Origin of the sequence: Nocardiopsis sp. LDBS1602 (genome assembly GCF_035818715.1) — a bacterium.
Lineage (GTDB): Bacteria > Actinomycetota > Actinomycetes > Streptosporangiales > Streptosporangiaceae > Nocardiopsis > Nocardiopsis alba.
In genome coordinates this window covers 122,948-146,217 of sequence record NZ_JAYLVW010000002.1, presented here as the reverse complement: position 1 = coordinate 146,217, position 23,270 = coordinate 122,948, and the positions used below count along the sequence as shown (strand labels likewise).

Here is a 23,270-nt window from a genome sequence, read left to right as displayed (position 1 = left end):
GTTCCTATCTCGATCGTTGCAGCTGGTTGAGCAGGCGGGCGCGGCGGGTGTTGGTGATGACACCGCTGAGGGTGACCACGAAGGTGGTGATGGAGTCTGCGAAGTCCTCTATCCGCCACTCGCGCGGGCCGGTGTACCAGGCCAGGCCGTCACCGGTGAGCTCCTCCGGGGTCAGGTCGGAGATGGCCGCCGAGGCCAGGATGTCGGCCCAGCGCTCCACGTCGTCGAAGATCACCGCGTAGGGCAGGCAGCGCGAGTAGAGCTCCACCCGCTGTCCGGGCGGGGCCTCCTGGGCCCGGGGGCTCAACAGGTAGTCGCGAAAGCCCATGGTGTGGGCGTAGACCGAACTGCCCAGCCTGGTCTTGGCCGGCATGTACTGGGCGCCGGCCGTGATCGCGGCCCCCGCGATGATGACGGCGAGGCCGGTGAAGGCCGCGCCGGTGAACGCGGCCAGCAGCCCGGTCAGGACGACCCCGACCGCGGTGGTGGCCATGCCCGCGGTGGTCCACACGCTCCGGACCCGACTCGGCGAACGGGAGAACCAGCGGAGCCGGACCATGTCCTGGTACAGCTCCTCGCGTACCCGATCGATCCGCTCGGGCAGGTTACGGGAGTAGCGGGGGGAGGCCAGCTCGGACAACCGCACGGAGCGTTCCTCCCCGAAGAACGCGTCGAGCAGAAGCCGTTCGGAGGCCAGCAGGGTGTCGCCCGGCGGGCCTTCCAGACGGACCAGTCGCCAGTCCACCGAGGTGAAGTGCTCGTGCGGAAGCTCCTCCAGGCGGATGTAGCCGCGCACCGCCAGATCCAGGACCGAGGCGGTGAGGTCGGCGATGTCCACACGCTCGTCGATCAGCGTGCCGATCTGGCCGGGGTGGACGTCGTCGGGTGCGTGGAAGCGGAGTCGGCCGTGCTCGCCGGGTTCGAGCGGGGCGTGATCGCCCTGAGCGGCCTCACGTCGCAGGGCCCGCTCGTCACGGCCGCGCAGACGGATGAGCGCGACGAGGCCGCCCACCAGGACCACCAGCAACAGGCCGAACACACTCGCGGTGGCCGGTGTGACCTCGAAGGCGGAGGCCAACGACCAGCGGCGGTCCAGTAGGGGCTCGCCCTCCGCCGTACCGGGCGGATAGTTGACGACGATGTCGAGGCGGTCGCTGGGGTCCATGTCGGTCTGGAGGAAGTGCGCGACGACCGCCTCCCCGCCCATGTCGGAGGCGGTGCAGTACATCGAGCTGCGCGGCTCCCCGGCCAGGCACGACAGAGCTTCGGGCGGCATGGGGGCGGTGACGGTCACGTCGGTGGTGCGGACGGTGTGGCTGTAGGCGCCCACCGCCCGCCACTCCAATTGGACGCCCTGGACGACCTCCCCGACCGCCCCGCGCACCTTGTAGGAGAGCCGTACGCCCCGGGTCCCCTCGGTCGGGATACGGACCAGCAGGGCGCCGTCGACCTCCTCGGTCTCGATGTCCAGAGTGGCGCCGTCGGCGTCGACCGCCGAGACACCGTCGATCTCGAACCGGCGGTCGTGGTCGGTGTCGTAGATCATGGTGGAGGTGAGCGCCCGGGTGAAGGTCTCGGGGGCCTCCCCCTCGAAACGGATCGCCTCCTCCCCCGCGAGGACACCGTGCCGGTCCAGTTCGAGGTCGATCTCGTTGGTGATCACCGGGGCCGAGGCGTCACGGGCGGCGATGATCCCGGGGGCGCGCCCCGGTACTGTGGTCTCCGGTGCGGACGCCGTCGCCGCGTGGACCCTTTCCTCCGACCACGCCACGGTGACCGCCGTGACCAGCGAGGAGAACACGAGCAGGGCCGTCGCCCAAGCGACGGCCGGGCGCCAGGAGCCGACCCACCACATGACGCGAGAGCCTATCCGGTCCTCCCCCGGACCCCGTCCGCAGGGCGCCGCCCCACGTGGCGTCGCGTACCGGCGCGCCGATCCGACGTCACCCTCCACCGTCCCCACCGGACCCCTCCGTCCCGTCTTCGCTCGTCCATCGTGCCGAACGCTCCCGACCCTCTCCCTACGCGCGGGTGTGATCCCGTGCTGAGGGAGAGACGCCCGGAGGCCGACCTCGACCCCTGGGCCGAGCGCCACGGCCTCCTCCAGCGCATGGGGCTCGGTGTGTCCCTGTCCCTCGGCACCGGGCTGGCCGCGATCGGATTCACCGGGTTCCTGGCGATCTCGGCGATGTTACCGGCGGCCGCTCCGGCCTGGGGCGACCCGGTCGGGACCGACCCCACCGAACTACTCTCGGAGGAGGCCTCTCACGCCCCTTCGGAGGGCGGGGACGCTCCGATCGACGACCCCCTCGGCCAGAACCCGCTGTACGTGGCGGACGAACTGGGCGAGGTGACCTGCTCCCCTCCCCCGCTGGACAAAGAGGATCCTCGTTCGGTGGAGGCGTTCGTCCACTCGATCGCCGACTGTCTGGACACGGCCTGGGGAGACTACTTCACCGACGCCGGACTGCCGTTCTCCTCTCCCAACCGGGTGTACTGGTACGCGGAGGGGCACAGCCCGTGCGGCCCCTTCCCCAGCGAGGGCACGGCGGCCTTCTACTGCCAGGCCAACCAGGGGCTGTACCTGGGGGTCAAGGACATCGTGGCCGCCTCCGGCGGGAGCGACGCCCCCGAGGCGTACACGTTCCTCCTCAGCCACGAGTACGGCCATCACGTGCAGGGGCAGTCCCGGATGCTCGCCGAGTTCCACTCCCTGCGGGCCGGCGCCGACGACGAGACCGCCGACGAACTGACCCGCCGCAACGAACTCCAGGCCAACTGCCTGGGAGGCGTGTTCGTGGGCGCGGCCGAGGACTCCCTCGGCTACGGGCCCTCCGAACGGGAGAACATCCTCGACGACGTGGCGCGCCGTTCCGACCACGCGGGCACGAGCACCCACGGATCCGTCGAGAACGGGCGCCTGTGGACCGAACACGGCCTGGACCGCAGGAGCCCGGCCTCCTGCAACACCTGGGAGGCCCGCGAGGAGTTGGTGCGGTGAGCGGGCCCCTCGTCCCGAACACGCCCGACGGGGTCTCACGGCTGGAACACGCGCGCCGGACCCACCGGGCCCACCGTCGGGTGCTCGGCGCCGTCTGCGGCCTTCTCGTGGCCCTGCTGGCGCTGTCGCTGCTGGCGTGGAGCACGGCCCGGGAGGAGGGACCCGCCTCGGAGACGGTCGCCGAAGCCTCGGGGAACGGGGACGACTCCCCCGGCCCCGACGGCGCGGTCCTGGACGCCCCGACCGGCCGCTCGGGGCCCTACGCTCCGGAGGTCCCGGACCGCCCCGTGGGGGAGACGGCCCTGGTCGCCAACCCGCTGTACGACACCGGACGGTTGAGTCCGTTGCCGTGCCCGGTACCGGAACTGGACGTGGACGTGCCCGGCTCGATGGAGCACTTCCTGCACATGGTCGCCGACTGTCTGGACGACGCCTGGCAGACCCAGTTCGAGCGGGCGGGCATCCCCTTCGACCCGCCGAACCGGGTGTTCTGGACCGACCCCGGGGAGAGCCCGTGCCGCTCCTACCCCTCCGCCGCCGGCGCCTTCTACTGTCGTGCCAGTGGCGCCATCTACATCGGTACCGAGGACGTGGTGGACAAGTGGAACGGCTCGGAGGACAGCGTGGTGTACGCGTCCCTGCTGGCCCACGAGTACGGGCACCACGTCCAGGGCGAGTCCGGGCTGCTGGAGTACTACCACGATCAGCGGCGGCTGGAGGAGACCGACATCGGGCGCAACGCCTGGACCCGTCGCAGCGAACTTCAGGCCAACTGCCTGGCCGGCGCCTTCCTGGGCTCGGTCAGGGTGAGCTACCCGCTCTCCGACGACGACCTGGAGACCCTGCTGGACGACGCCGCCGCGACCGCCGACCGTGAGGAGGGGGCCGAGGAGGAGCGTACGCACGGTTCCATCGAGAACAGCGTGACGTGGACCCGCGAGGGCTGGGAGGGCCAGTCGCCGGGGTCGTGCAACACCTGGGATCTGGAGGACGACTCGCTCGTCGATTGAACGAGGTGACGAATCCGCCGTCCACAGGCGGGATCGCCCTCTGTACCGGCGGCGACGGTGCGTGGCACCATGGTGACATGACGGATACAGCCGACCCCCTCGGCTCGCACGAGCCCGTCCCCTCCTCCCCGACCCCCTGTCCCTCCCCCACCCCACCGGCCGATCCCCCCTCCGCGGCCCGTACGCCCAACGGGGTGGAGTTGCGCGTACACGGGGTGAGCGGCGGCCACGCCGAGGAGCTGCTGGACGTGGAGCCCGCCATGCGCGTGGGCGGCGATCGGCTGGCCGGGTTCTTCCGCTGGCGTCGAGAACCGGACACCGAGACCGTCCCCGGTGTGCGCCGAGAGATCTTCGCCTGGGGCAACCTCACCTCCGGCAGCGCCTCCCGGGCCTTCTGGCTCCTGCTGCTGCCCTTCATGATGATCAACGTGGCGTACTGGATGCGCCCGGGGCACATGGACGGCAAGCGCACCGGGGTGCCCAGAGCGGCCGGGATCGCCTACGGGGCCGGGGTCCGTCTCTCGGCCCTCTCCCTGACCATGCTCATCACCCTGGCCGCCGCCGGTGTCGGAATGGACCTGATCGCCTGGCAGTGCGGCGGTCAGGGACGGGAATGCGCGAGGGCCCTGCCCTGGGCGTCCTTCCTCGTCGCCCCCGGCTCGCCCCTGTCCACCCCGGGATGGTCCCTGCTGGTCGGCGCCGTGCTGCCGATCGCGGTCGTGGGCGTCCTGTGGCGACTGTCGCGCCGGACGGCCGCCGACTACGAGGTGGTGACCGGTCCGGTCCGCTCCGACCACAGCGACGACGCCCCGCTCAGCCACCCCGACTTCTGGCGCAACAGCGAGATCATGGCGAGGCTCCGTTCGGCGCACATCGCGATCGCGGTCGGGACGGTCGCCGCCTTGCTGCTTCTGCCGCCCCTACTGCACGATCTGGCCGGTCGAGACGCCCCGGGGACGACCGGGACCGGGCCGTGGGCGGTGGGAACGGCCCTGGCCATCCTGTTGGGCGTCGTCACCGCGGCGAGCACCGCGAGCGTGCTGATCCCCGGCCGGGACCCGAGATGGAACGTACGCGCCGACCGGCTCTGTCGGGCCCTGCGCGACCTCGCCCTGGCGTTGACCGTCCTCGTGGCCGTGTACACGGTCTGGCCTCGGCCCGGATGGACCGCCGAGGGCAGGCTGCCCGGCGGCGGCACCATGCTCAACACCCTCTTCGCCGTCCAAGGGGCCCTGGTCCTGCTCCTGGTCGTGGCGGCCCTGGTGCTGTTCGCGACGGACCGACCGCACTCGGGCACCGCCATGCGCGGTCTGGCCGGGCCGTCCACGGCCGCCCTGGGCATCCTCTTGGGCGGTGGCTTCTCGGCCGCCCTGGTCTACCAGGGGGCCCGGTGGCTGAGCGGCTGCGGCACGATCGACGCCGCGGAGGCCGGTTGCGTGACCCTGTCACCGCCCACCGCCTACTCCTGGCTCCAGTTGGCATTCTCCTTCGAGGCCCTCATCGTGCCCCTCGTCGTCCTGGTCCTGGCCCTGAAACTGCGCGCCATGGCACGGGCACGGCTGCCGGAGGTCGCCGCGCTGTACTCGCGTCCGATCGAGGACCGACGGGCCCGGGAGATCGCCCGGGCCCGCGCGATGGGCCGGATGACCGAGACCGTGCCCTGGATCCTGGCGACACTGCTGCTGCCGGTGGTGCCACTGGTCGGGCTGGCCCTGTACTCGATCCTCACCGGGACCCTCGTGGCCGGCCCCGTCGACGCTCCGGCCGCGGTCGCGGGCCGGGTGCAGGGGGTCGCGCAGAGCGTCGTCGACGCCATGGTGGCCGTGGGATCGCTCATCGGCGGGGCCGCCCTGGTCGCCCTGGTGTGGATCGGCCGCAGCGCCTATCGGGACCGGCCGACCCGACAGGCGGTGGGCGCGCTGTGGGACGTGGGCACCTTCTGGCCCCGGGCCGCGCACCCCTTGGCCCCGCCCTCCTACGCCGAGCGCGCCGTTCCTCAGCTCACCGCCAGGGTGCGCAGGATGGCCGGGGAGAACACCGGGGTGGTGCTCTCCGGGCACTCCCAGGGTTCGGTGCTGGCCGCGGCCACGGTGTGGCAGTTGCCCGACGAATGCCGCGGGCGGGTCTCACTGCTCACGCACGGCTCTCCCCTGGACCGTCTGTACGCCCGCTACTTCCCGGCCTACTTCGGCCCGGCGGCCTTCGCCGACCTCTCGGGGAGGGTCTCGGCCTGGCGCAACCTGTGGCGGGTCACCGACGCCATCGCCGGCCCCGTACGTCGCCGAGGTCCGAGTGGCGCGGAGACGGTCGCCACGGCCGATCCGCTCCCGGATCCGCGCTCCTACGACGCCCCTCCGGGCGAGGCGCGCAGACCGGAGATCCTGGGCCACTCGTACTACACCGGCGACCCGGCCTACGCCGAGGCGCTGTGGCGGGTACTGCCGAAGGAACGTTCCGAGGAGGAGAGCACGGGGGTCGAGAGGCCGCCCCGCCAAGGGCCGTAGGCGGCGCGGGGGCCGACCTCGTCACGGAGGGCGGCCGCGTCCGGTCTCCTACCAGGGGCCGTAGGGGCCGCTGTTGCGGTTGCCGCCCGCGCCCTTGACCGCCGGACGCACGTCCAGCAGGAAGATGAGCGTGGCCACCAGACCGAGGATCACGAACATGCCCGTACCCGTGAGGACCGCGAGCAGGGAGACACCGCTGGCGACACCGGTCAGGATCACCCACAGCTTCTTGGTCTGCTTGTCCATGACCTCGAACGCCTGCGGCGGGGTGCGCAGCGCCTCGATGAACGCGTAGAGGCTGGCCACGAAGGTGACCAGGTAGACGAGCTGCCAGATCCAGTAAAACAAGACACTCTCCAGAGCTACGCGCGGCCGAGCGGGGTTCCGTCCCCTCTCCTCGGTCAACGGACCGGATCCGACAATCGTGCCCGTGGGAGGCGGGGATCACAGCCATCGGGGCCTCGGGCGTGTTCGAGGGCTACCCCTCGGCCCGGGCCCGAAACACCGGTCCGTCAGACCGGAATGTGCCAGAGACAGGTCACGGCCGCCAAGAGGAAGGCCGAGGAGCCCATGATGATCGCACCCGCGTGGTAGGGGAGCTCGTCATCGGGGCGCAGAAGGCGGTTCACCCGACGCATCACGTCCGGCTCGGCGTGCTGGACCGCGGCCATCGCGCCGGCCGGCACCGGAGCGGGACCGGCGGCGCCGAAGCGCAGCAGGGCCATCGCCAGCTCCCGGGAGGAGCTCTTACGGCGGGCCTGGTCGTCGGCGCACATCTCGATGAGGAGGGCCACGGTCTCGTAGTAGGTGCGGACCAGGCGTACCTTCGGGAAGGCCCGCTTGAGCGAGGAGAACGGCAACAGGACGAGGTCGTGCCGCTGCCGTAGGTGGGCGTGCTCGTGGGCGAGGACGGCGGCCAGTTCGCGGTTGTCGAGGACCGCCAGAGCGCCCGCGCTGATCACCACCTGGGACCGCAGGACACCGGGAAGGCAGTAGGCGGCGGCGGCCGGATGGTCGACCACGCGGGCGCCGGGAACGTCGGGGTGGTCGCTGGCGACCAGTTCGAGCAGGTCGTGGTGGCGTCGACGGACCCGGACCACCTGCACGAAGGAGGCGACCAGTCCGGCGAAGAGCACGAGGGTCAGGGTGACCGCCACGACGATGGCGACCAGGTGGCTGATGCCCACCAGCCCCTGGGAGAACTCGGCGAGCAGGAACTCGCCGGTGATCAGGTCGGAGACCATGGCCATGACGCCGCCGGCGGCCCCCAGTTCGTAGGAGGACAGTCCGAAGGCGAGCAGGGCACCGATGGTGGAGACACCCCAGGCCAGGCCGAGGGCCTGCCAGGCGATGACGGCCGTGTAGGGGCCGCGGGAGGGCCACTTCGCCCTGTGGAGAGCTTCCATGGCGACGAGGCAGCAGACCGCGACGATGCTGAGGAGTGCGGCACTGACCATACGGACCTAGTTCCTTGGCTGCTCGATTTCCGCGAGTGCGCGCCGAAGCGCTTCAGCCTCCTGGCCGTCCATGGATTGGACGAAGGCGGCCAGGGCGGCGTCACGGTCCACCGTCTGCCCGAGAGCGTCGAACATCAGCTCGGACACGTAGTTCTCACGGCTGGCTGCCGGACGGTACCGCCACGCACGTCCCTCACGTGCCCGAGTGACGACCTTCTTCTTGGCGAGTCGGTCGAGCACGGTCATGACGGTCGTGTGCGCCAGGTCCCTCTCCGCGAGAGCTTTGCCGACCTCGCGAACCGTCATTGGTTCGTTGCGTGCCCACAGTACATCCATCACCGCGCGTTCGAGTTCGCCAAGCCGATTCATATCGCCAGTCTACGGGCGGTAGTACTACCCCCGGTGGCACCCCCACGTTAATTCGCGATGACCTATGGGGAAGGGGTTCGAGACCCCCTGGTCGGGGACGTCCTCGCGCGGCCCGGTCACTCCACCGTGCCGGGAGGGTGTCGGATCTCGCCCGTCCTGCCCACTGGTCCCGTGAGTCCCACCTCCGAGCCCCGACGGACCGTCGTACCCTCCGTTGTATGGGACACCGGCATCCGAGCAGGCTCAAGAACCCCGAGGTGGGTCACGCGCGCGCCCGTTGGTTGTTGCGCGCCGAGCTCGCCGGGTGCGACGACTGCCGGGCCGAGGGCGACGAGGACGCCCTCTCCGATCTGGCCTCGGGCGGCATCTTCGATTCCCTGCTCACCGGCTTCGTCCTCTCCCGCGTCCAGCGCTGGCACTCGCCCGGCCGCCCCTCCCGATATCCGACCACGGTGTACCGCGTCGCCCCCATGGACGAGCGGGAACTGTGGTGGGTGCCGACACGTCACTGCATGAGGGTGTGCACGGTGACGGCCTCGCAGGAGGTGGACACCGTGCCCGCCCTACGCGAGCTGCGCCTGATGTCGGTCCCCGATCGCGCTCTTGTGCTGGACGACGTCATCGACGGGCTGGCCGAGACGGAGGGGTGACCACGGGGGACCCTCGTACGTTCTTCCGGGACCGTCCCGCGACGCCGGGGAACACGGACCCGGTCAGCGGCCGGGGTCGGCGATCGGTCGTGGATAACCGGCCGTGCCCTCCCCTTCCGCCTCCTCCCAGGGGGTGTGGGCGCGTCGACCGGGCAGTCCGGCCAGTTCGGGCAGGTGGCGCCGCACGTACTCGCCCTCGGGGTCGAAGCGGCGGGCCTGCCGCAGCGGGTTGAAGGCTCGATTCGGTCGAGTGTCGTTGCCGGTCCCGGCCACCCACTGCCAGTTCCCGTACTCGTCGGCGACGTCCCCGTCGGTGAGATGGGCGTCGAAGTGGGCGGCCCCCTCACGCCAGTGCACGCGCAGGGTCCGGGTGAGGAAGGCGGCGGTGATCATCCGGGTCCTGTTGTGCATGAACCCCTCCGCCAACAGTTGCCGCATGCCCGCGTCCACGATCGGGACCCCCGTCCGTCCCTCCTTCCAGGCCTCCAGGGCCTCCGGGTCGTGGCGCCACTCCCGATCGCGCGGGCGGTAGTCACGGGTGGCGATCTCCGGAAAGGCCGCCGTGACCTGGTGGTGGAAGTCGCGCCAGGCGAGCTGGCGGACGTACTCCGGACCACCGGGGAGATCGCGGGCCACCGCCTCCACCTCCAACGGTGAGAGACAGCCGAAGCGCAGGTCGGCGGACAGGTGCGAGGTGGCCGCTCCGGGGAGATCGTCGTGCCGGTCCGGATAGTCGGCCAGGCCGCGGTCGATCCACCTCCGCAGGCGTTCGCGAGCCCGGGTCGGACCGCCCCGTGTCCTCTCCGGCGCGAGCGCCCCGATACCGCCGGGTTCGGCGTCCAGGTCGGGGAGCGGGCCCGGGTCGATCCCCTCGGGTGGTCGGACCCGTGCGGGGGCGGTCCGGATCTTCCGTCGCTCCTCGGCCTCCCAGGCCCGCCAGTAGGGCGTGAACACCTTGTAATGGTCGCCCTTGGCCGGTGTGATCGCCCCGGGGGGCACGATGGTCGGCCCCGGATGGACGCGCACCTCGAGGTCGGTGGCGCGCAGGGCCGCCTCCCTCCGCGCCGCGAACCGGCTCACTCCCCCGCCCAGGTGGACGGCGCGGGCCCCGGTCTCTCGGGCCAGAGCGCGCACCTCGGTCGCGGTGTCGCCCCGCCGCAGGACCAGATCACCACCGAGGTCGCGGAGGCCGGAGCGCAGGTCGGCGAGGGCCTCGGTCAGATAGGCCCGACGGTTACGGGCGGCACGCCGCAGGAGGCCGGGTTCGAGGACGAAGAGCGGTACGACCGTCTCGGACTCTTCGAGCGCGGCGGTCAACGCGGGATGATCGTGGAGGCGCAGGTCCTGGGTGAAGAGGACGAGGACGGGGGTGCCCAAAAGGACTCCTTCACTCTATGGAATCATCACACTACCGCTCGTGCGTGTCGACGGTTGGTCGTCGCCGGTCGGGGTAGAGCCCCCACCATGAAGCCGCCTCCTCGCCCCGTGGTCGGGGTCTCCAGTTGCCTGCTCGGCGCTCCGGTGCGTTACAACGGCGGGCACTCGCGCTACCGGTTCCTCACCGACGAACTGGACCGACACGTGAACTGGCTCCCCGTCTGCCCCGAGGCGGAGATCGGCCTGGGGGTACCTCGCCCGACCCTGCGCCTGCGGGACTCGGACGGCTCGGACCGGGTGGTCTCCACCAAGGACGGCGTCGACCACACCGACGACCTCGCGGGTGTCGCGGATCGCCACCTCAAGGAGCTGCGCCGCCTGGACGGCTACGTGCTCAAGAACAAGTCCCCGAGTTGCGGGCTGCTCTCACTGCCCGTCTTCGACGAGAAGGGCGATCGTCGACGCGGTACCGGGCGGGGCGCCTTCGCGGCCAGGCTCACCGCCCTTCTACCCCTCCTGCCCGTCGAGGAGCAGGGCCGACTGTCCGACCCGGTACTGCGCGAGCACTTCGTGGAACGGGTGTTCGCCCATTCCCGACTGCGCTCCCTACTCGAAGGGGCATGGCGACCGCGCGACCTGGTGGAGTTCCACACTCGGCACAAACTCCAGCTGATGGCGCACTCGCCGGACGGCTACCGGGAGACGGGACGGATCGTGGCCCGGGCCGGCGGGGGCGACCGCGAGGAGATCGCCGCCGCCTACGCGGAGGCCTTCCAACGGACGCTCGCGCTGCGGACCACGCGGGGCAAGCACGCCAACGTGCTCCAGCACATCTTCGGCATGGTGAGCCCGGCACTGGACGACACGCGCAGGCACGATCTCCTGGCCGGAATCGAGGAGTACCGGGAGGGCCAGAGTCCGCTCAGTCTGCCGGTGGCCCTGTTGCGACACCACTGTCTGGCGGAGGACCTGGAGTGGGCCGGTGGGCAGACCTACCTGCGCCCCTATCCCGACGCGCTGCGCCTTCGGCACCCGGTGGCGGTCTGACGGAGAGCGGCGGACCCGCGGGGATTTCGGAGGAGACGTCCAGGGCACGCCGCACCTTCCACACACAACGACCCCACTCGACTACAGTGGGTGACATTCTCGGTCGTATCGAGACCGTTCACCGGTGCCCCCGAACCCCGAGGTCGCGACGTGTTCGTCTCCTTCTCCCGCCGCGTCACCGTGCTTCTCGCCTCCTGCGCCGTGGCCTTCACCGCCGCCTCCCTGGCCACCACGGCCCAGGAGGATCCGGCCGACCGGCTCGGGCCGGAGCTCACCGAACCCGACCCCGAGAGGGTCCTGGGCCACGTACCGCCCCCCGCGCCCACCGATTCCGCCCCCGCTCCGATCCCCCGCCCCGGGCACGTAGCGGTCTGCGGTGAACCCGGCCGGGACGAGATCGTCGCCCTCCCCGACCCGAGCGCCCCGGGTGAGGAACGTCCTCTGTGGATACGCAGACCCCCCGGGCCCGATAGCGCCGACCTTCCCGTGCTGTACCTGCTGCACGGTTCCTCCTCCACCCACGCCACCCTCATGGACGCGGGGGTGGGCGAACTCCTGGACCGCCAGATGTGCCGCATGGGGGTCGAGTTCGTGGTGGCCGCTCCCTACGGCCAGGTCGCCGACGGTTCCACGACGGAGTGGGCCGACGCCCATGACGGCCGCTTCGCTCTGGAGGAGTTCGTCACCGAAGCGGCCGTCACCGCCGTGGAGGGGGAACATCGCCGGTCCCGATCGCTCCGGGCGATCGGCGGGTTCTCCATGGGCGGATACGGCGCGGCCGCCCTGGCCCTGCGCTCGCCCGACCTCTACTCCCAGGTGGTGAGCTGGGCGGGGTACTTCCGGGTCGACGACCCCGACGGCGTCCTCGGCGAGAACACCACCGGCCACTCCCCCGACCGTCTCCTGGGTTCGGAGAAGGCGCGGGATCTGCGGTTCCTCCTGGTGGAGGGCCGTGAGGACCACACGCCGCTCCAAGAGGGATCCATTCACGGCGAGGCAGAACGCTTCTCCTCGCTGCTCGCCGAACGCGGTATGACGGTCACCACCCTGCGGCCTCCGGGCGGCCATGATCTGACCACGTGGAAGAGCACCTTCCCCGACGCCGTGGACTTTCTGGTCTCCGGTTGGGCCGCCTCACCCTGATATCCCCGTTCGTCAACCCCCGCCCCCTCGGACGATCGGGTCGGGAACAGTGTGTACCTTCGTCGCTGTTGTCGACTACTGCCCGCACACTCGACCCGGAGGGACCACCGTTGTCCGGACCCGTTCCGTTGGGAGACCAGACGGCGGTCCCCTCGAGGATCGCGACCGTCAGTCTGCACACCTCACCCCTCGACCAACCCGGCACCGGTGACGCCGGAGGACTCAACGTCTACGTGGTCGAGGTGGCCCGTCGCATGGCCGAACGCGGAGTGGCCGTGGACGTGTTCACCCGGGCCACCACCCCCTCGCTTCCGTCCGTGGTCGAACTCTTCCCAGGGGTGAACGTCCGGCACGTGCCCGCGGGCCCCTACGGCCACTTGGACAAGAACACCCTCGCCCGCTACCTGTGTCCGTTCGTCTTCGGCATGCTGAGAGCCGAGGCCCAGGGAGACCCGGGCCACTACGACCTCGTGCACGGTCACTACTGGCTGTCCGGCCGGGCCGGTGTGATGGCCGCCCGTCGCTGGGGCGTACCGATGGTGCAGACGATGCACACCATGGCCAGAGTGAAGAACGCGGCCCTCGCCGAAGGCGACACCCCCGAACCCGAGGAGCGGGTGCGCGGAGAGGACCAGCTGGTCCGCCAGGCCGATCGGCTCATCGCCAACACCGACGACGAGGCCCGTCAGCTCGTCGACTTCTACGGCGCCCGCCGTGATCAGCTCCACACGATCCCTCCCGGCGTGGACCTGGATACCTTCACCCCGGGATCGCGCACCGAGGCGCTGGATCGGATCGGTCTCCCCCGCGACACCCACCTTCTGCTCTTCGTCGGCCGTGTGCAGCGGTTGAAGGCACCGGACGTGCTCATCCGCGCCGCCGCCGAACTCCTGGAACGCGACCCCTCCCTGCGCGACCGTCTCGTGGTGGGTGTGGTCGGCGGCCTGTCCGGCGGAGGGACGCGCGAGCCCCGCATGCTCGCCGATCTGGCGCGATCGCTGGGCGTCGCCGACGTCGTGCGTATGGAACCGCCACAGGACCGCGCGCGCCTGGCCGACTACTATCGGGCCGCCACCGCGACGGTGGTGCCGTCCTACTCCGAGTCCTTCGGGCTGGTCGCGGTGGAGTCCCAGGCGTGCGGCACCCCGGTGGTGGCCTCACGTGTGGGCGGACTGACCACGGCGGTCTCCGACGGTTTCTCGGGTGTGCTGATCGACGGGCACGATCCGCGCCACTACGCCGCCGAACTGCATCGACTGATCCACGAACCGGCCCGACGTGCCAAGCTGGCCGAGGCCGCGCCCCTGCACGCGGCGACCCTGGGATGGTCTCGGACCGTGGACGAGTTGTTGAACGTGTACCGGTCCGCCCTCGCCCCGAACGACCTCCCCTTGGCCGAGGCCGCGGGCCGATGACGGCGACCGGAAAGGAAGGAAGGCACGTGGAGGAGACGACGGCGCGTGAGAGCGCGATCAAGGCGATCGACGAGGCCGTGACGGAGGCCGACCTGGAGGTCGAACGTCCTCGTGAGGGCTCCTTCCTGGTCACGATCCCCGGCGAGGCCAAGCTCAAGACCCTGGTCTGGCTGGAGGCCGGGCCGCACAGTCTCACCCTGACCTCGTTCTTCTGTCGCCGTCCGGACGAGAACCACGCCGGTTTCTATCAGTGGCTGACGCGCCTGGGCACGGACATGTACGGGATGGCGTTCACCTCCGACGAGGTCGGCGACGTGTACATCCGGGGCCGGCTCCCCCTGGCCGGGATCACCCCGGAGGAGGTCGACCGGTTGCTGGGATGCGTGCTCACCTACTCCGACGAGAACTTCAACACGGCGCTGGAGCTCGGTTTCGCCTCGGCGATCCGCAAGGAGTGGAAGTGGCGTACCGAGCGCGGCCACGACACACGGAACCTGCGGGCCTTCGCCCATCTGGCCGAGACCGCCGACGAAGGCTGATCCGGGAGCGGAACCGCCCGCCCCGCGCGCGAACGGCCACGGGGCGACGGCCGAACGGAATCGGCGAGTGACTAGGCTTGTCCCCATGGGAACTCTGGTACTGCTGCGACACGGTGAGAGTGTCTGGAACGCGAAGGGCCTGTTCACCGGCTGGGTGGACGTGGACCTGTCCGCACAGGGCGAAGAGGAGGCCCGCCGCGGCGGTGAACTGCTCAAGTCCGCCGGGGTGACCCCGGACATCCTGCACACCTCTCTGCTCAAGCGCGCCATCCGCACCGCGAACCTCGCGTTGGAGACCGCCGACCTGCACTGGCTTCCGGTCGAACGCACCTGGCGCCTCAACGAGCGCCACTACGGCGCCCTCCAGGGCAAGGACAAGGCGCAGACCCGTGACGAGTACGGCGACGAACAGTTCATGATCTGGCGTCGCTCCTACGACACCCCGCCGCCGCCCATCGCCGACGACGACCCCTACTCGCAGGCCGGAGACACCCGCTACAGGCTGCTCCCGCCGGAGCTGCTGCCGCGTACCGAGTGCCTCAAGGACGTCCTCGACCGGGCCCTGCCGTACTGGTACGACCGCATCGTCCCGGACCTGGCCGCCGGCCGGACCGTCATGGTCGCCGCCCACGGCAACTCGCTGCGCGCCCTGGTCAAGCACCTGGACGGGATCGGCGACGCCGACATCGCCGGCCTGAACATCCCCACCGGGATCCCGCTGGTCTACGAGCTGGACCAAGACCTCAAGCCCACGAACCCGGGCGGCACCTACCTCGACCCGGAGGCCGCGAAGGCCGCGATCGAGGCGGTCGCCAACCAGGGCAAGAAGTGACGCCGGACCACGACTGAACCGACCTCCACGTGCCCGTACCGCCCTCGCGGTGCGGGCACGTCGTCCGTTCGGAGTCGGCCCCCGCGAGCACCGTCAGTAGACGAGGGCCTGGGCCCCTTCGCGAATGCTCTCCTCGACGAAGGTCGGTGCCCCCGCGATACGCACACCGTCGATCAGGTCGTCCCGACCGAGCTCCCGGCGGGCCGCGCACTGAGTGCACACCGTCATCCGGCCGGCGGCCAGCACGGAGGCCAGCAGGTCGGCCAAGGGCGCCGCGTGCGGCAGTTCGAAGGTCTCGGCCCGTCCGGGGACGGCGAACCAGGTCGCCTCGCCGGTCAGCCACAGGGAGACGTCGACGCCGCTCGCCAACGCGGCGGCCGCGACGGTGAAGGCCTGGTTGCACCGCTCGGGAGCATCCTCGCCGGCCGTGACCTTGATCACCAGGGAACGAGACATGTGCTTCAGCCTAGCGGCAGGCCGGCGACGGTGAGCGCCGCCCCCACGACCAGGCAGACCATGAAGGCCGTCAGGAGGGCCAGCGCCTCGGTCCGACGCGGTGAGACCCGCGAGGGGCGCTCGCGCACACCGTGTTCGATGACCAGGCCGCCCTCGTCCGGGGCGGTCAGGACCACACGGCCGTCGACCACGCGCAGAAGGCCGGTGACACGGACGCGCGCGCCCTGCCGGATGACCCACTCGCGGTACTCGAACTCGATGGTCTCGCCTCGGAAGACCCCGGAGATCGGGCTGCGGACACGGGACAGGAGATCGTCCGCCGCCGCGGCCACCCCGGGCTGAGGCCGACCGACCAGACGCTTGAGGCAGAGCTCGGCGTCGCGCGGCTCGGTACCGTCCGGGTCGACGTAGATCCGTTCGGCGTCCGCCGGACGCCCCTCCCCCACCAGGCCGAACAGGTCATCGGACCCGTAGTCGGCGATCGAGTCGAAGGCGCGTTCGACGACCTGGCCCTCGACCTGGTCGCGGGCCAGGGGGCGATAGTGACGGAGCACCTCGTGGCCGTGCCAGACACATTCGACACCGGCCAGACCGGACTCGATGGGCCCTCCACCGGGACCGGGCGCGGCCACCCCGGTGAGGGTCACACGCTGGCCCTCACGGTCGGCGAGCGCGGAGGGGAGCAGGCGGGCGAGCCCGCGCTGGCGCTGCCAACGGCGCAGGCCGATGATGGTCAGTGGCAGCAGGACCGCCGCGATGGCGAGCAGCGCCACACCGATCACCAGTAACACAGGCAGCCCCTTAGGAGAATGCGTCGGAGGTCGGGACAGCGGTCGACTCCAAGCCCCGTGGCCGCACCGTGTCCGTTCACCATCTTTACCAGTTCTCCGGGAAAGCGGGGCCAATTGGGCATGGCCGGGCCAAGGCTCCGGGGCGCCGCCCGGAGCGCCCGCGCGGCACCGTCACCGGTACCCCCGAGACGCCGATAGTCTCGGTGGTTATGGACTCTGCGGTACACCCTGATCTGGCGAAACTGTCCTTCCTGTTCGGACGTTGGGAAGGCGTCGGCGTCGCCGGATACGTGGAAGAGGAAAAGTTCCAGTTCGGCCAGGAGGTCGAGTTCAGCCCGCGCGCGGGTCTGCCCTATCTGGCCTACACCGGTAAGGCCTGGCGTATGAACCCCGACGGGACCACCGGTGAGCTGGTCACCGAGGAATCGGGCTACTGGCGTGCGCTGTCCGCCGAGGACACCGCGCAGTACGCCGCGGACGATGAGGAGAACATCGTCCACCTCGAGGTGATGATCGCCCACAACGAGGGCTATCTGGAGTCCTACGAGGGCAACGTGTTCGCCAACCGGGTGGAGATGCGCAGCGCGGGCATCGTGCGGACCATCACCGGCCTGGAGGTCGAGGGCTCCCACCGCCTGTACGGCCTGTTCAACGACGGCAGCCAGACCCTGGGCTACGCCTGGGACCTGGCCGCGCGCGGCCACGGGCTCCAGTCGTACATGTCCGCTCAGCTGAAGAAGGTCTCGGAGAGCACCCCGGGCAACGGGAAGTGACCTCGAGGGTCTTCGGACAGAACGAACCCCGGGCCGTTCCCGCCTGAGCGGGGTCGGGTCGGACCAGGTCCGACAGCCCGGGGTTCGGGTGTCCGTCTGGGATTCGCCACGACGCGCGTCGAGCGAACGCTCAGCGTCGTCCTAGCGGACGGCCACCTCGCCAGTCCTGAAATCGATCATTTCTCGGACCACCTCCTTTCCTGCGTGCCTCGAAGGTATGTCGTCCTCCCGGCCCGGGGCAAATGTTTTTCTGTGACGTGTATCCCCAGGTCAGAGCAGCCGCTTCGAAGCCCTGTCGCATCGACCTCCGCTACGGATAACCTCGGCGGTATGACTTCGCCGCTGCTGACCACACACGGTGCCGTGAGCGCCGAGACACCCGACTCCGACGTCGCCGCCCACTACGGCGACCCCTCCCACGAGGGCCGCGCGATCGAACGCTCCGCCGCCTGGGTCGACCGGAGCAACCGGGGCGTGGTGCGGGTGAGCGGACCCGACCGTCTGGGCTGGCTCAACGACCTCACCAGCCAGCTCACCCGGGGCCTCGCCCCGGGCACGGGCACCGAGGCCCTGATCCTGGACACTCGAGGCCACCTGAGGTGGCACCTCTCCCTGGTCGACGACGGCGAGGCCACCTGGATCCACACCGAACCGGGCCAGGGCGCGGAACTGGCCGCCTTCCTGGACTCGATGGTCTTCATGCTGCGGGTGGAGGTCGAGGACCTGTCCGAGAGCCGCTCCGTGCTCAGCGTGCTCGGCCCGAAGCGGGACGAGGTCCTGGCCGCCGTCGAGGGGCCGATCTCCCGCGTCACCGAGGACCAGGTCGACCTGTTCGTCCCCTCAGAGGACCTCGTGGCCATCGCCGAGGGTCTGACCGGTTCGGGGGCCCGCCCGGCCGGCCTGTGGGCCTACGAGGCCCACCGGATCGCCTCCCACCGGCCTCGGGCCGGTATCGACTCCGACGACCGGGCCATCCCCCACGAGATGGACTGGATCGGCTCCGCCGTCCACCTGGACAAGGGCTGCTACCCCGGTCAGGAGACCGTGGCGCGCGTGCACAACCTGGGACGCCCGCCCCGGCGGCTGGTCATGCTGCACCTGGACGGTACCGCCGACCGGCTCCCCCACGTGGGCGCCGACATCGAGATGGAGGGCCGCCGGGTCGGCCGCGTGGGAGGTTCCGCCCGTCACCACGAGATCGGCCCGATCGCCCTCGGCCTGGTGAAGCGGACCGTGCCCACCGACGCCACCCTGACCGTCGAGGGCATCGCCGCCGGCCAGGAGGTCATCGTCGACCCGGACACCGGCGCCAACGCCGACATCGGCGACTTCCGCCGCACACCGCGCTGACGGCCGCAGCGCACACGAACATGATGGAGCCCGGTGGGAGAGATCCCACCGGGCTCCATCATGTCCTTCGACGATCAGCGCAGGGCCGCGGCCAGACGCTCGTCGTGCAGACGCTCACCCCACGCCGGCGGTAGCGGGTTCAGCGCGCCCACACGCCAGCGCAGCAGCAGATCGGCCAGCTGCGGGTTGCGCGGCAGCGCCGGCCCGTGCAGGTAGGTGCCGAGAATCTGCCCCTGGTAGGCGCCCTCGGTGCGGTCGTCGTTGCCGATGCCCTTCACCGTGGTCGAGAGCGGACGGGCCTGCGGACCGATCGCGGTGCGGCCCTGGTGGTTCTCGAAACCGGTGATCCGACCCACCCCCAGGGAGGGGTCGACGTCGGCGACGATCTCGCCCACGGCGCGGGTCTGGCCTCGACCACTGCGGATGTCGAGGATGCCCACGCCCGGAAGCGGGTTGGCCTCGTCGTCGCCGTAGCTCTCACCGATGATCTGGTAGCCGGCGCAGACCGCGAAGACGCACGCGCCCCGGGCCGCGGCCCGGGCGAGTCCGCCGTCGGCGCGCAGACGCTCGGCCGCCAGGATCTGCGGACGATCCTCACCGCCGCCGAGCAGGTAGATGTCGCCCTGCTCGGGCACGGCGTCGCTGGAGTGGACCCGCACGATCTCGGTGGGGATCCCGCGCTGCTCGGCGCGGCGCTGAAGGATGAGGACGTTGCCCTGGTCCCCGTAGGTACTGAGCAGGTCGGGGTAGATCCACACGATCCGCAGGGCACTACTGGTGTTCGACATGGGGGTCTCCTACTGGACGCGGCCGTACGCCGTGCGGATCTGCTGGAAGGCGGTGTAGTTGGCGATGACGTCGACCTTGGTGATGTCGGGACGCTCCGCCTTGAGGCGGCCCAGGATCTCGTCCACCCGGTCGGCCACCTCGAAGGGGACCTCGTCGGTCTCCAGACGCAGGGCGAGGTCGGTGCGACGCTCGCCCATGACGAACACCCGGCGGCCGCGGAGGACGCGGTAGTCCACGTCCCACAGCCAGGAGGTGTCCTTGCCATCGGGGATCTGGGCGTTGACCGCCAGGATCACCGGGACGCGCGGCGGGTCGAGGACCGCGAAGGACTCCAGCCAACCGGCCGGGTTCTTGGCGAGCAGCAGACGGACCTCGACGCCCATGGTGACCACCGAGGTGTAGCGGCCGGCCACCGAGGAGATCTCGCGCAACCGCTCGACCGTGCGCTCGGGGTGGAGTCCGTACCCGGCCGCGGTGGCGGCGGCGATCGCGGCGTTGGACCGGTTGGCGTCGCCCGGCAGGTTGAGCCGGAGCTTGATCTGCTGACCGCCGGGGGCGATCAGGGTGTCGGAGTCGTTGTCCACCGCCCATGCGGTCTCGGGCCGGGAGAGGCCGCACTCGGGGCACTCCCAGTACGGGTCCTGGTCGCGCTTGAGGTGGCCGCCGCACTCGGGGCAGCACCAGGCGTCCTCCTTCCAGCGCTGACCGGCCGAGACCCAGGTGGCGTTCGGGGCGCCCAGACCGGCCCAGGCCACGAGCGGGTCGTCGGCGTTGGCGATCACGTGGGTGTTGCTCTGCGACAGGGCGGTACGCCACTTCTTCGCGAGCAGGTTGATCTCCGAGGCGCGGTCCATCTGGTCGCGGCTGAGGTTCATCAGCACGACGAAGGCGGGCGAGGTGGCCTTGAGGACCTGGGGCAGGTACTTCTCGTCCACCTCCAGCACGCCGTTGATCGCCGACTTGTTGTCGGAGAGCGCGGTGATGTGCCCGGTGGGCATGTTCGCGCCGTACTCGTTGGTGGCCACCTCACCGAGCTCGCGCAGGGCCTGCGCGATGAGCCGGGTCGTGGTGGTCTTGCCGTTGGTGGCGCTGACCAGGGCCAGCCTGCGCCCTTGGGCGAGCTTGGCGAGCAGGTCCGGTTCGACCTTGAGGGCGACGCGTCCACCGATGACGGAGCCGTCTCCTCGTCCGGTGGCCCTGGACAGGCTTGCCGCGCTCCTGCCCAGTACCGAGGCCAGTTGGGCGCGCAGGGGAAGCTCGCTCATCAAATCTCCACGATCGCTAGATCACCCGCACGAACGCGCTTCGAAGGCGGGCGATGTGTCAGGCCAAGCTTATTCTCCATCGACGCTCAGACCCGCCAGTCCAAACGCTCGGGCGGCGGCCCGAGGTTGGGCGGGACCTGCGACGGATCGAGCCCGTCGTCGGCCGGGACCGTCATCGGGCCCCGATCCTCCTCGAGGACCACGCCGTCCCCCGACGTGTCGGTCGGCGTGCCGCCCCCCGCGGGAACCGTTCCACGGCCGAGGCCTCCGGAACGCCGTACCCTCGGTGACTCCGGGGAGACGCCCGCCTCCGCTCCCATGGGGACAACGTCCCTGCCGACGCCGGGGTTCCGATGGTCCTCGGCGGTGGCGAGAGTGGCGGTGGCCAGGGTGAGGATACCCGGGTTGGTGTCGGCCGGGACCGGACCGTCGGGGGTCAGGACGAGAGCCGTCGTGGGCGCCAGGGACCTCAGGGAGGCCGTGTCGGGGGCCGTTCCCCCGACCTCCGCCCCCGCCGCGCCCCGCTCCGGGTTCGGTGTGTCGGCCTCGGCCGCCTTCGCCGTCGCCCGACCCCACACCGTGGCGGATCTCACATGGCGGACCAGGTCCAGCGGGGCGATGGCCGCGGCCGCGTTGCGAATGAGCGCTCCGGACTCGGTGTGCGGCGAAGGGAAGAGAGGCTCGTCGTCGGGCTCCCCCTCCGAGCCGCCGTCCTCTCCCCCGGCCGCCGTCTCGCCCACGGCCCCGCCGATCGCCTCGGTGAGGCCGTGCGCGGCCATGTCGACCCCTCGACCTCCAGAGGCCCGTGCCACCAGAGCGGCGAGCCGTTCGACGCCCTCCTCAGGCCCGGACTGACGCATCAGCACGGGGAGCCGGGAGGGGCCGTCGAGATGACGCAACGCGAGGGGCACCGCCTCCCGGAACATGAGCACCACCTCCACCCCGCCGTCCTCTGCGGCGGACAGAACCTGGTCGACCTCCTCCTCGGGGAGGGTCTCGGCTCCGCAGACCACCACGGTGCGGGTCCGCTCCCTCCGCTTCCGGGAGGCGGTCGCCGCCGACCCCCTGGACGGGGTCCGCGCCTCCAGGAGTTCGCTGAGCGCCGCGACCGCGTAGGTGCCGTACACCCGGGCCGCGCCCGGACCGGAGGCCCGGTCGGTGGAGATGATCTTGACCTGCGCGTAGGTGCCGTCCTCGGCCCGGGTGCCCACGGCCTCGAAGGGACTGAGCCGTTGTTCCAATCGCCATGCCCGCCCCCGGGCATCGGGGACGTCGGCACAGCGTTCGCGGACCCGCTCACGCTCCCGGGGGCCGAGCAGGGCCAGGGCCGGATCGTCCTCGGCCATGTCCTCGGCCGGTGTCACCAGGGCGCGCAGACCACCGATCAGGCGGTCGATGCCCACGTCCGGACCGAGCACCTCCAGCAGGCGCAGCAGGAGCGTCTCGTCGGCGTCGGAATCCTCGTCACGCCCCGAGGCCGCGGCCACCGCGGAGAGGATCCGCGCCCGTTGCCCCGCGTCCAGATCGGTGCCCAGGGTCATCCGGGGCAGGTCGGCCGGGAGCACCCAGTGCCGGGGCCCCACCGCGCAGCGTCGGGCCAACCGGACGAGTTCACGCGTGACGCCGCGGCCGGTGAGGTCGACGACGGTGAGGTCGCCGCCCTCGCGCAGACGTGAGATCCCGACCGTGGTGAGCAGGGCCGACCACCCGGAGTCGGTCCCGCCGACCACGACGACCGCCGAGGTATCGGAGGGGACCGTCACCCCGTACCAGTGCGGCTGGGCCTCGTAGGCGCGGCAGGCCGCCCGCCACTCGGTGTACTTCCGAGCGTGGTCGTGCTGGCGCTCGCGCAGAAGCCGTTCGCGCTCCGCGCGCTCCGCTCCGATGCGTTCCTCGGCCCGGGCCAGCCGCCGGGCCATGACCTGGCGGCTCTGGACGAGGGCGAAGGCGACCGGTGCCGCGATGGCCGCGCAGGCGAACACCCCTCCCAGGGCCAGTGGTCCGGGCAGGACGCGTGTCGACCACAGCAGGGGGAACAGCAGGGCGAGCAGGGTGAGCCCGCCCAGGGCGTAGTAGAGGGGGCGGTTGGTGAGGGCCTCGCTGTCGCGTTGGCCCGCGATCCACTCCTCGCTGAGTCCGTGTGCGTCCTCGGGCGCGGGACGACGCGGTGCGGGACCCGGTGGTGGGATGAGGACCCTGTGCCGCCAGCCGAGGTAGGTGCGCCCGGCATCGTTCCGGGACGTACCGACGTCGACCTTCGACGACCGTTCTGTGGACATCATCCGAACACCTCCTGCCCGACGGCGGGGAGAGAGGACCGCCGGGGAATCGTCCACGCGGGGGCTCCGGCCGCCGGACGGTCGGAGGTCGGGTACCGGTGGCCGACACCCTGCGCGCTCGTCACGGCCGACCCACCCGGGGTTCGGACACGCTCCGTGTCCGAGCCCCCCGAATGGCGTGGCCGTGACACTCACAGTGAAGCAGGGTGCCCCACCGCTTTCC

At 71.1% G+C, this 23,270-nt stretch carries 21 protein-coding genes; 11 read left to right on the top strand and 10 right to left on the bottom strand.

Annotated features, from left to right (window positions below):
• Positions 1–4 precede the first annotated feature (4 nt).
• The gene (locus tag U9J66_RS08725) at positions 5–1,855 is read right to left on the bottom strand and encodes a DUF2207 family protein (RefSeq protein ID WP_161110768.1); all 1,851 of its coding nucleotides are present in this window, start codon (positions 1,853–1,855) and stop codon (positions 5–7) included.
• A 186-nt stretch (positions 1,856–2,041) separates the two neighbouring features.
• On the opposite strand from U9J66_RS08725, the gene U9J66_RS08720 reads away from it, so the two are divergent.
• The 3 genes from U9J66_RS08720 (at position 2,042) to U9J66_RS08710 (ending at position 6,515) form a co-directional block, all read left to right on the top strand.
• Positions 2,042–3,001, top strand: coding sequence for a neutral zinc metallopeptidase (locus U9J66_RS08720; protein WP_014912414.1), 960 nt, complete (start codon positions 2,042–2,044; stop codon positions 2,999–3,001).
• Positions 2,998–4,011 (top strand): neutral zinc metallopeptidase, encoded by a 1,014-nt coding sequence (locus U9J66_RS08715; RefSeq protein ID WP_326337457.1) that lies wholly within the window; start codon positions 2,998–3,000, stop codon positions 4,009–4,011. The genes U9J66_RS08720 and U9J66_RS08715 overlap by 4 nt, the downstream gene beginning before the upstream one ends.
• Before the next feature lie 77 nt (positions 4,012–4,088).
• Positions 4,089–6,515 (top strand): hypothetical protein, encoded by a 2,427-nt coding sequence (locus tag U9J66_RS08710; protein WP_326337455.1) that lies wholly within the window; start codon positions 4,089–4,091, stop codon positions 6,513–6,515.
• Between the two features lie 48 nt (positions 6,516–6,563).
• On the opposite strand, the gene U9J66_RS08705 is transcribed toward U9J66_RS08710, so the two are convergent.
• The 3 genes from U9J66_RS08705 to U9J66_RS08695 form a co-directional block, all read right to left on the bottom strand.
• Positions 6,564–6,863 carry a DUF2516 family protein gene (locus U9J66_RS08705; protein WP_014909848.1) on the bottom strand — a complete coding sequence of 100 codons (300 nt, stop codon included), beginning with the start codon at positions 6,861–6,863 and terminating at the stop codon, positions 6,564–6,566.
• A gap of 164 nt (positions 6,864–7,027) precedes the next feature.
• The gene (locus U9J66_RS08700) at positions 7,028–7,972 is read right to left on the bottom strand and encodes a M56 family metallopeptidase (protein ID WP_014913414.1); all 945 of its coding nucleotides are present in this window, start codon (positions 7,970–7,972) and stop codon (positions 7,028–7,030) included.
• Positions 7,973–7,978: 6 nt separating this feature from the next.
• The gene (locus tag U9J66_RS08695) at positions 7,979–8,341 is read right to left on the bottom strand and encodes a BlaI/MecI/CopY family transcriptional regulator (protein WP_014909290.1); all 363 of its coding nucleotides are present in this window, start codon (positions 8,339–8,341) and stop codon (positions 7,979–7,981) included.
• A 218-nt stretch (positions 8,342–8,559) separates the two neighbouring features.
• Between U9J66_RS08695 and U9J66_RS08690 the strand changes: the two genes are divergently transcribed.
• Positions 8,560–8,991: a hypothetical protein gene (locus U9J66_RS08690; RefSeq protein WP_014911111.1), complete on the top strand. Its 432-nt coding sequence runs from the start codon at positions 8,560–8,562 to the stop codon at positions 8,989–8,991.
• 63 nt (positions 8,992–9,054) lie between these two features.
• Here the strand turns inward: U9J66_RS08690 and U9J66_RS08685 are convergent, their stop codons facing one another.
• Positions 9,055–10,368, bottom strand: a complete 1,314-nt coding sequence (locus U9J66_RS08685; protein ID WP_326337454.1) for a cryptochrome/photolyase family protein — start codon at positions 10,366–10,368, stop codon at positions 9,055–9,057.
• A gap of 87 nt (positions 10,369–10,455) precedes the next feature.
• Between U9J66_RS08685 and U9J66_RS08680 the strand changes: the two genes are divergently transcribed.
• From U9J66_RS08680 to U9J66_RS08660, 5 genes are all read left to right on the top strand, one after another.
• The gene (locus tag U9J66_RS08680) at positions 10,456–11,415 is read left to right on the top strand and encodes a YbgA family protein (protein WP_161110770.1); all 960 of its coding nucleotides are present in this window, start codon (positions 10,456–10,458) and stop codon (positions 11,413–11,415) included.
• A 150-nt stretch (positions 11,416–11,565) separates the two neighbouring features.
• On the top strand, positions 11,566–12,558 hold the full coding sequence (locus U9J66_RS08675) for an alpha/beta hydrolase-fold protein (protein WP_161112365.1): 993 nt from the start codon (positions 11,566–11,568) through the stop codon (positions 12,556–12,558).
• Between the two features lie 110 nt (positions 12,559–12,668).
• A complete protein-coding gene (mshA, locus tag U9J66_RS08670; RefSeq protein WP_014909612.1) occupies positions 12,669–13,973 on the top strand; it encodes a D-inositol-3-phosphate glycosyltransferase in 1,305 nt (434 codons plus the stop codon).
• Entirely contained in the window at positions 13,970–14,512 is a 543-nt protein-coding gene (locus tag U9J66_RS08665; RefSeq protein ID WP_202421470.1) for a YbjN domain-containing protein, read from the top strand. The genes mshA and U9J66_RS08665 overlap by 4 nt, the downstream gene beginning before the upstream one ends.
• Before the next feature lie 85 nt (positions 14,513–14,597).
• Positions 14,598–15,344 carry a phosphoglyceromutase gene (locus tag U9J66_RS08660; protein WP_017533133.1) on the top strand — a complete coding sequence of 249 codons (747 nt, stop codon included), beginning with the start codon at positions 14,598–14,600 and terminating at the stop codon, positions 15,342–15,344.
• A 93-nt stretch (positions 15,345–15,437) separates the two neighbouring features.
• Here the strand turns inward: U9J66_RS08660 and U9J66_RS08655 are convergent, their stop codons facing one another.
• Together U9J66_RS08655 and U9J66_RS08650 are read right to left on the bottom strand one after the other, a co-directional pair.
• Complete coding sequence (locus U9J66_RS08655) at positions 15,438–15,800, bottom strand: DsrE family protein (RefSeq protein ID WP_017533132.1); 363 nt, start codon at positions 15,798–15,800, stop codon at positions 15,438–15,440.
• 5 nt (positions 15,801–15,805) lie between these two features.
• Entirely contained in the window at positions 15,806–16,591 is a 786-nt protein-coding gene (locus U9J66_RS08650; protein WP_017533131.1) for a hypothetical protein, read from the bottom strand.
• Positions 16,592–16,800: 209 nt separating this feature from the next.
• On the opposite strand from U9J66_RS08650, the gene U9J66_RS08645 reads away from it, so the two are divergent.
• Together U9J66_RS08645 and ygfZ are read left to right on the top strand one after the other, a co-directional pair.
• The gene (locus U9J66_RS08645; RefSeq protein WP_014910261.1) at positions 16,801–17,364 is read left to right on the top strand and encodes an FABP family protein; all 564 of its coding nucleotides are present in this window, start codon (positions 16,801–16,803) and stop codon (positions 17,362–17,364) included.
• 330 nt (positions 17,365–17,694) lie between these two features.
• Complete coding sequence (gene ygfZ / locus U9J66_RS08640) at positions 17,695–18,714, top strand: CAF17-like 4Fe-4S cluster assembly/insertion protein YgfZ (protein WP_017533130.1); 1,020 nt, start codon at positions 17,695–17,697, stop codon at positions 18,712–18,714.
• 74 nt (positions 18,715–18,788) lie between these two features.
• Here ygfZ and U9J66_RS08635 read toward each other — a convergent pair whose 3' ends face one another.
• The 3 genes from U9J66_RS08635 to U9J66_RS08625 all read right to left on the bottom strand — a co-directional run bounded on the left by U9J66_RS08635 (position 18,789) and on the right by U9J66_RS08625 (position 23,050).
• Positions 18,789–19,502, bottom strand: coding sequence for a type 1 glutamine amidotransferase (locus tag U9J66_RS08635; RefSeq protein WP_014912774.1), 714 nt, complete (start codon positions 19,500–19,502; stop codon positions 18,789–18,791).
• Positions 19,503–19,511: 9 nt separating this feature from the next.
• On the bottom strand, positions 19,512–20,768 hold the full coding sequence (locus U9J66_RS08630) for a MurT ligase domain-containing protein (RefSeq protein ID WP_014909188.1): 1,257 nt from the start codon (positions 20,766–20,768) through the stop codon (positions 19,512–19,514).
• Positions 20,769–20,854: 86 nt separating this feature from the next.
• Positions 20,855–23,050 carry a hypothetical protein gene (locus U9J66_RS08625; RefSeq protein WP_326337453.1) on the bottom strand — a complete coding sequence of 732 codons (2,196 nt, stop codon included), beginning with the start codon at positions 23,048–23,050 and terminating at the stop codon, positions 20,855–20,857.
• Positions 23,051–23,270 lie beyond the last annotated feature (220 nt).

Excerpts from the sequence above, each read along its gene's own strand:
- U9J66_RS08660 (WP_017533133.1), top strand. The coding sequence starts at position 14,598 with ATGGGAACTCTGGTACTGCTGCGACACGGTGAGAGTGTCTGGAACGCG.
- U9J66_RS08625 (WP_326337453.1), bottom strand. The coding sequence starts at position 23,050 with ATGATGTCCACAGAACGGTCGTCGAAGGTCGACGTCGGTACGTCCCGG.
- U9J66_RS08690 (WP_014911111.1), top strand. The coding sequence starts at position 8,560 with ATGGGACACCGGCATCCGAGCAGGCTCAAGAACCCCGAGGTGGGTCAC.
- U9J66_RS08680 (WP_161110770.1), top strand. The coding sequence starts at position 10,456 with ATGAAGCCGCCTCCTCGCCCCGTGGTCGGGGTCTCCAGTTGCCTGCTC.
- ygfZ (WP_017533130.1), top strand. The coding sequence starts at position 17,695 with ATGACTTCGCCGCTGCTGACCACACACGGTGCCGTGAGCGCCGAGACA.
- U9J66_RS08655 (WP_017533132.1), bottom strand. The coding sequence starts at position 15,800 with ATGTCTCGTTCCCTGGTGATCAAGGTCACGGCCGGCGAGGATGCTCCC.
- U9J66_RS08645 (WP_014910261.1), top strand. The coding sequence starts at position 16,801 with ATGGACTCTGCGGTACACCCTGATCTGGCGAAACTGTCCTTCCTGTTC.
- U9J66_RS08665 (WP_202421470.1), top strand. The coding sequence starts at position 13,970 with ATGACGGCGACCGGAAAGGAAGGAAGGCACGTGGAGGAGACGACGGCG.
- U9J66_RS08710 (WP_326337455.1), top strand. The coding sequence starts at position 4,089 with ATGACGGATACAGCCGACCCCCTCGGCTCGCACGAGCCCGTCCCCTCC.
- U9J66_RS08635 (WP_014912774.1), bottom strand. The coding sequence starts at position 19,502 with ATGTCGAACACCAGTAGTGCCCTGCGGATCGTGTGGATCTACCCCGAC.
- U9J66_RS08700 (WP_014913414.1), bottom strand. The coding sequence starts at position 7,972 with ATGGTCAGTGCCGCACTCCTCAGCATCGTCGCGGTCTGCTGCCTCGTC.
- U9J66_RS08725 (WP_161110768.1), bottom strand. The coding sequence starts at position 1,855 with ATGTGGTGGGTCGGCTCCTGGCGCCCGGCCGTCGCTTGGGCGACGGCC.
- U9J66_RS08630 (WP_014909188.1), bottom strand. The coding sequence starts at position 20,768 with ATGAGCGAGCTTCCCCTGCGCGCCCAACTGGCCTCGGTACTGGGCAGG.
- U9J66_RS08695 (WP_014909290.1), bottom strand. The coding sequence starts at position 8,341 with ATGAATCGGCTTGGCGAACTCGAACGCGCGGTGATGGATGTACTGTGG.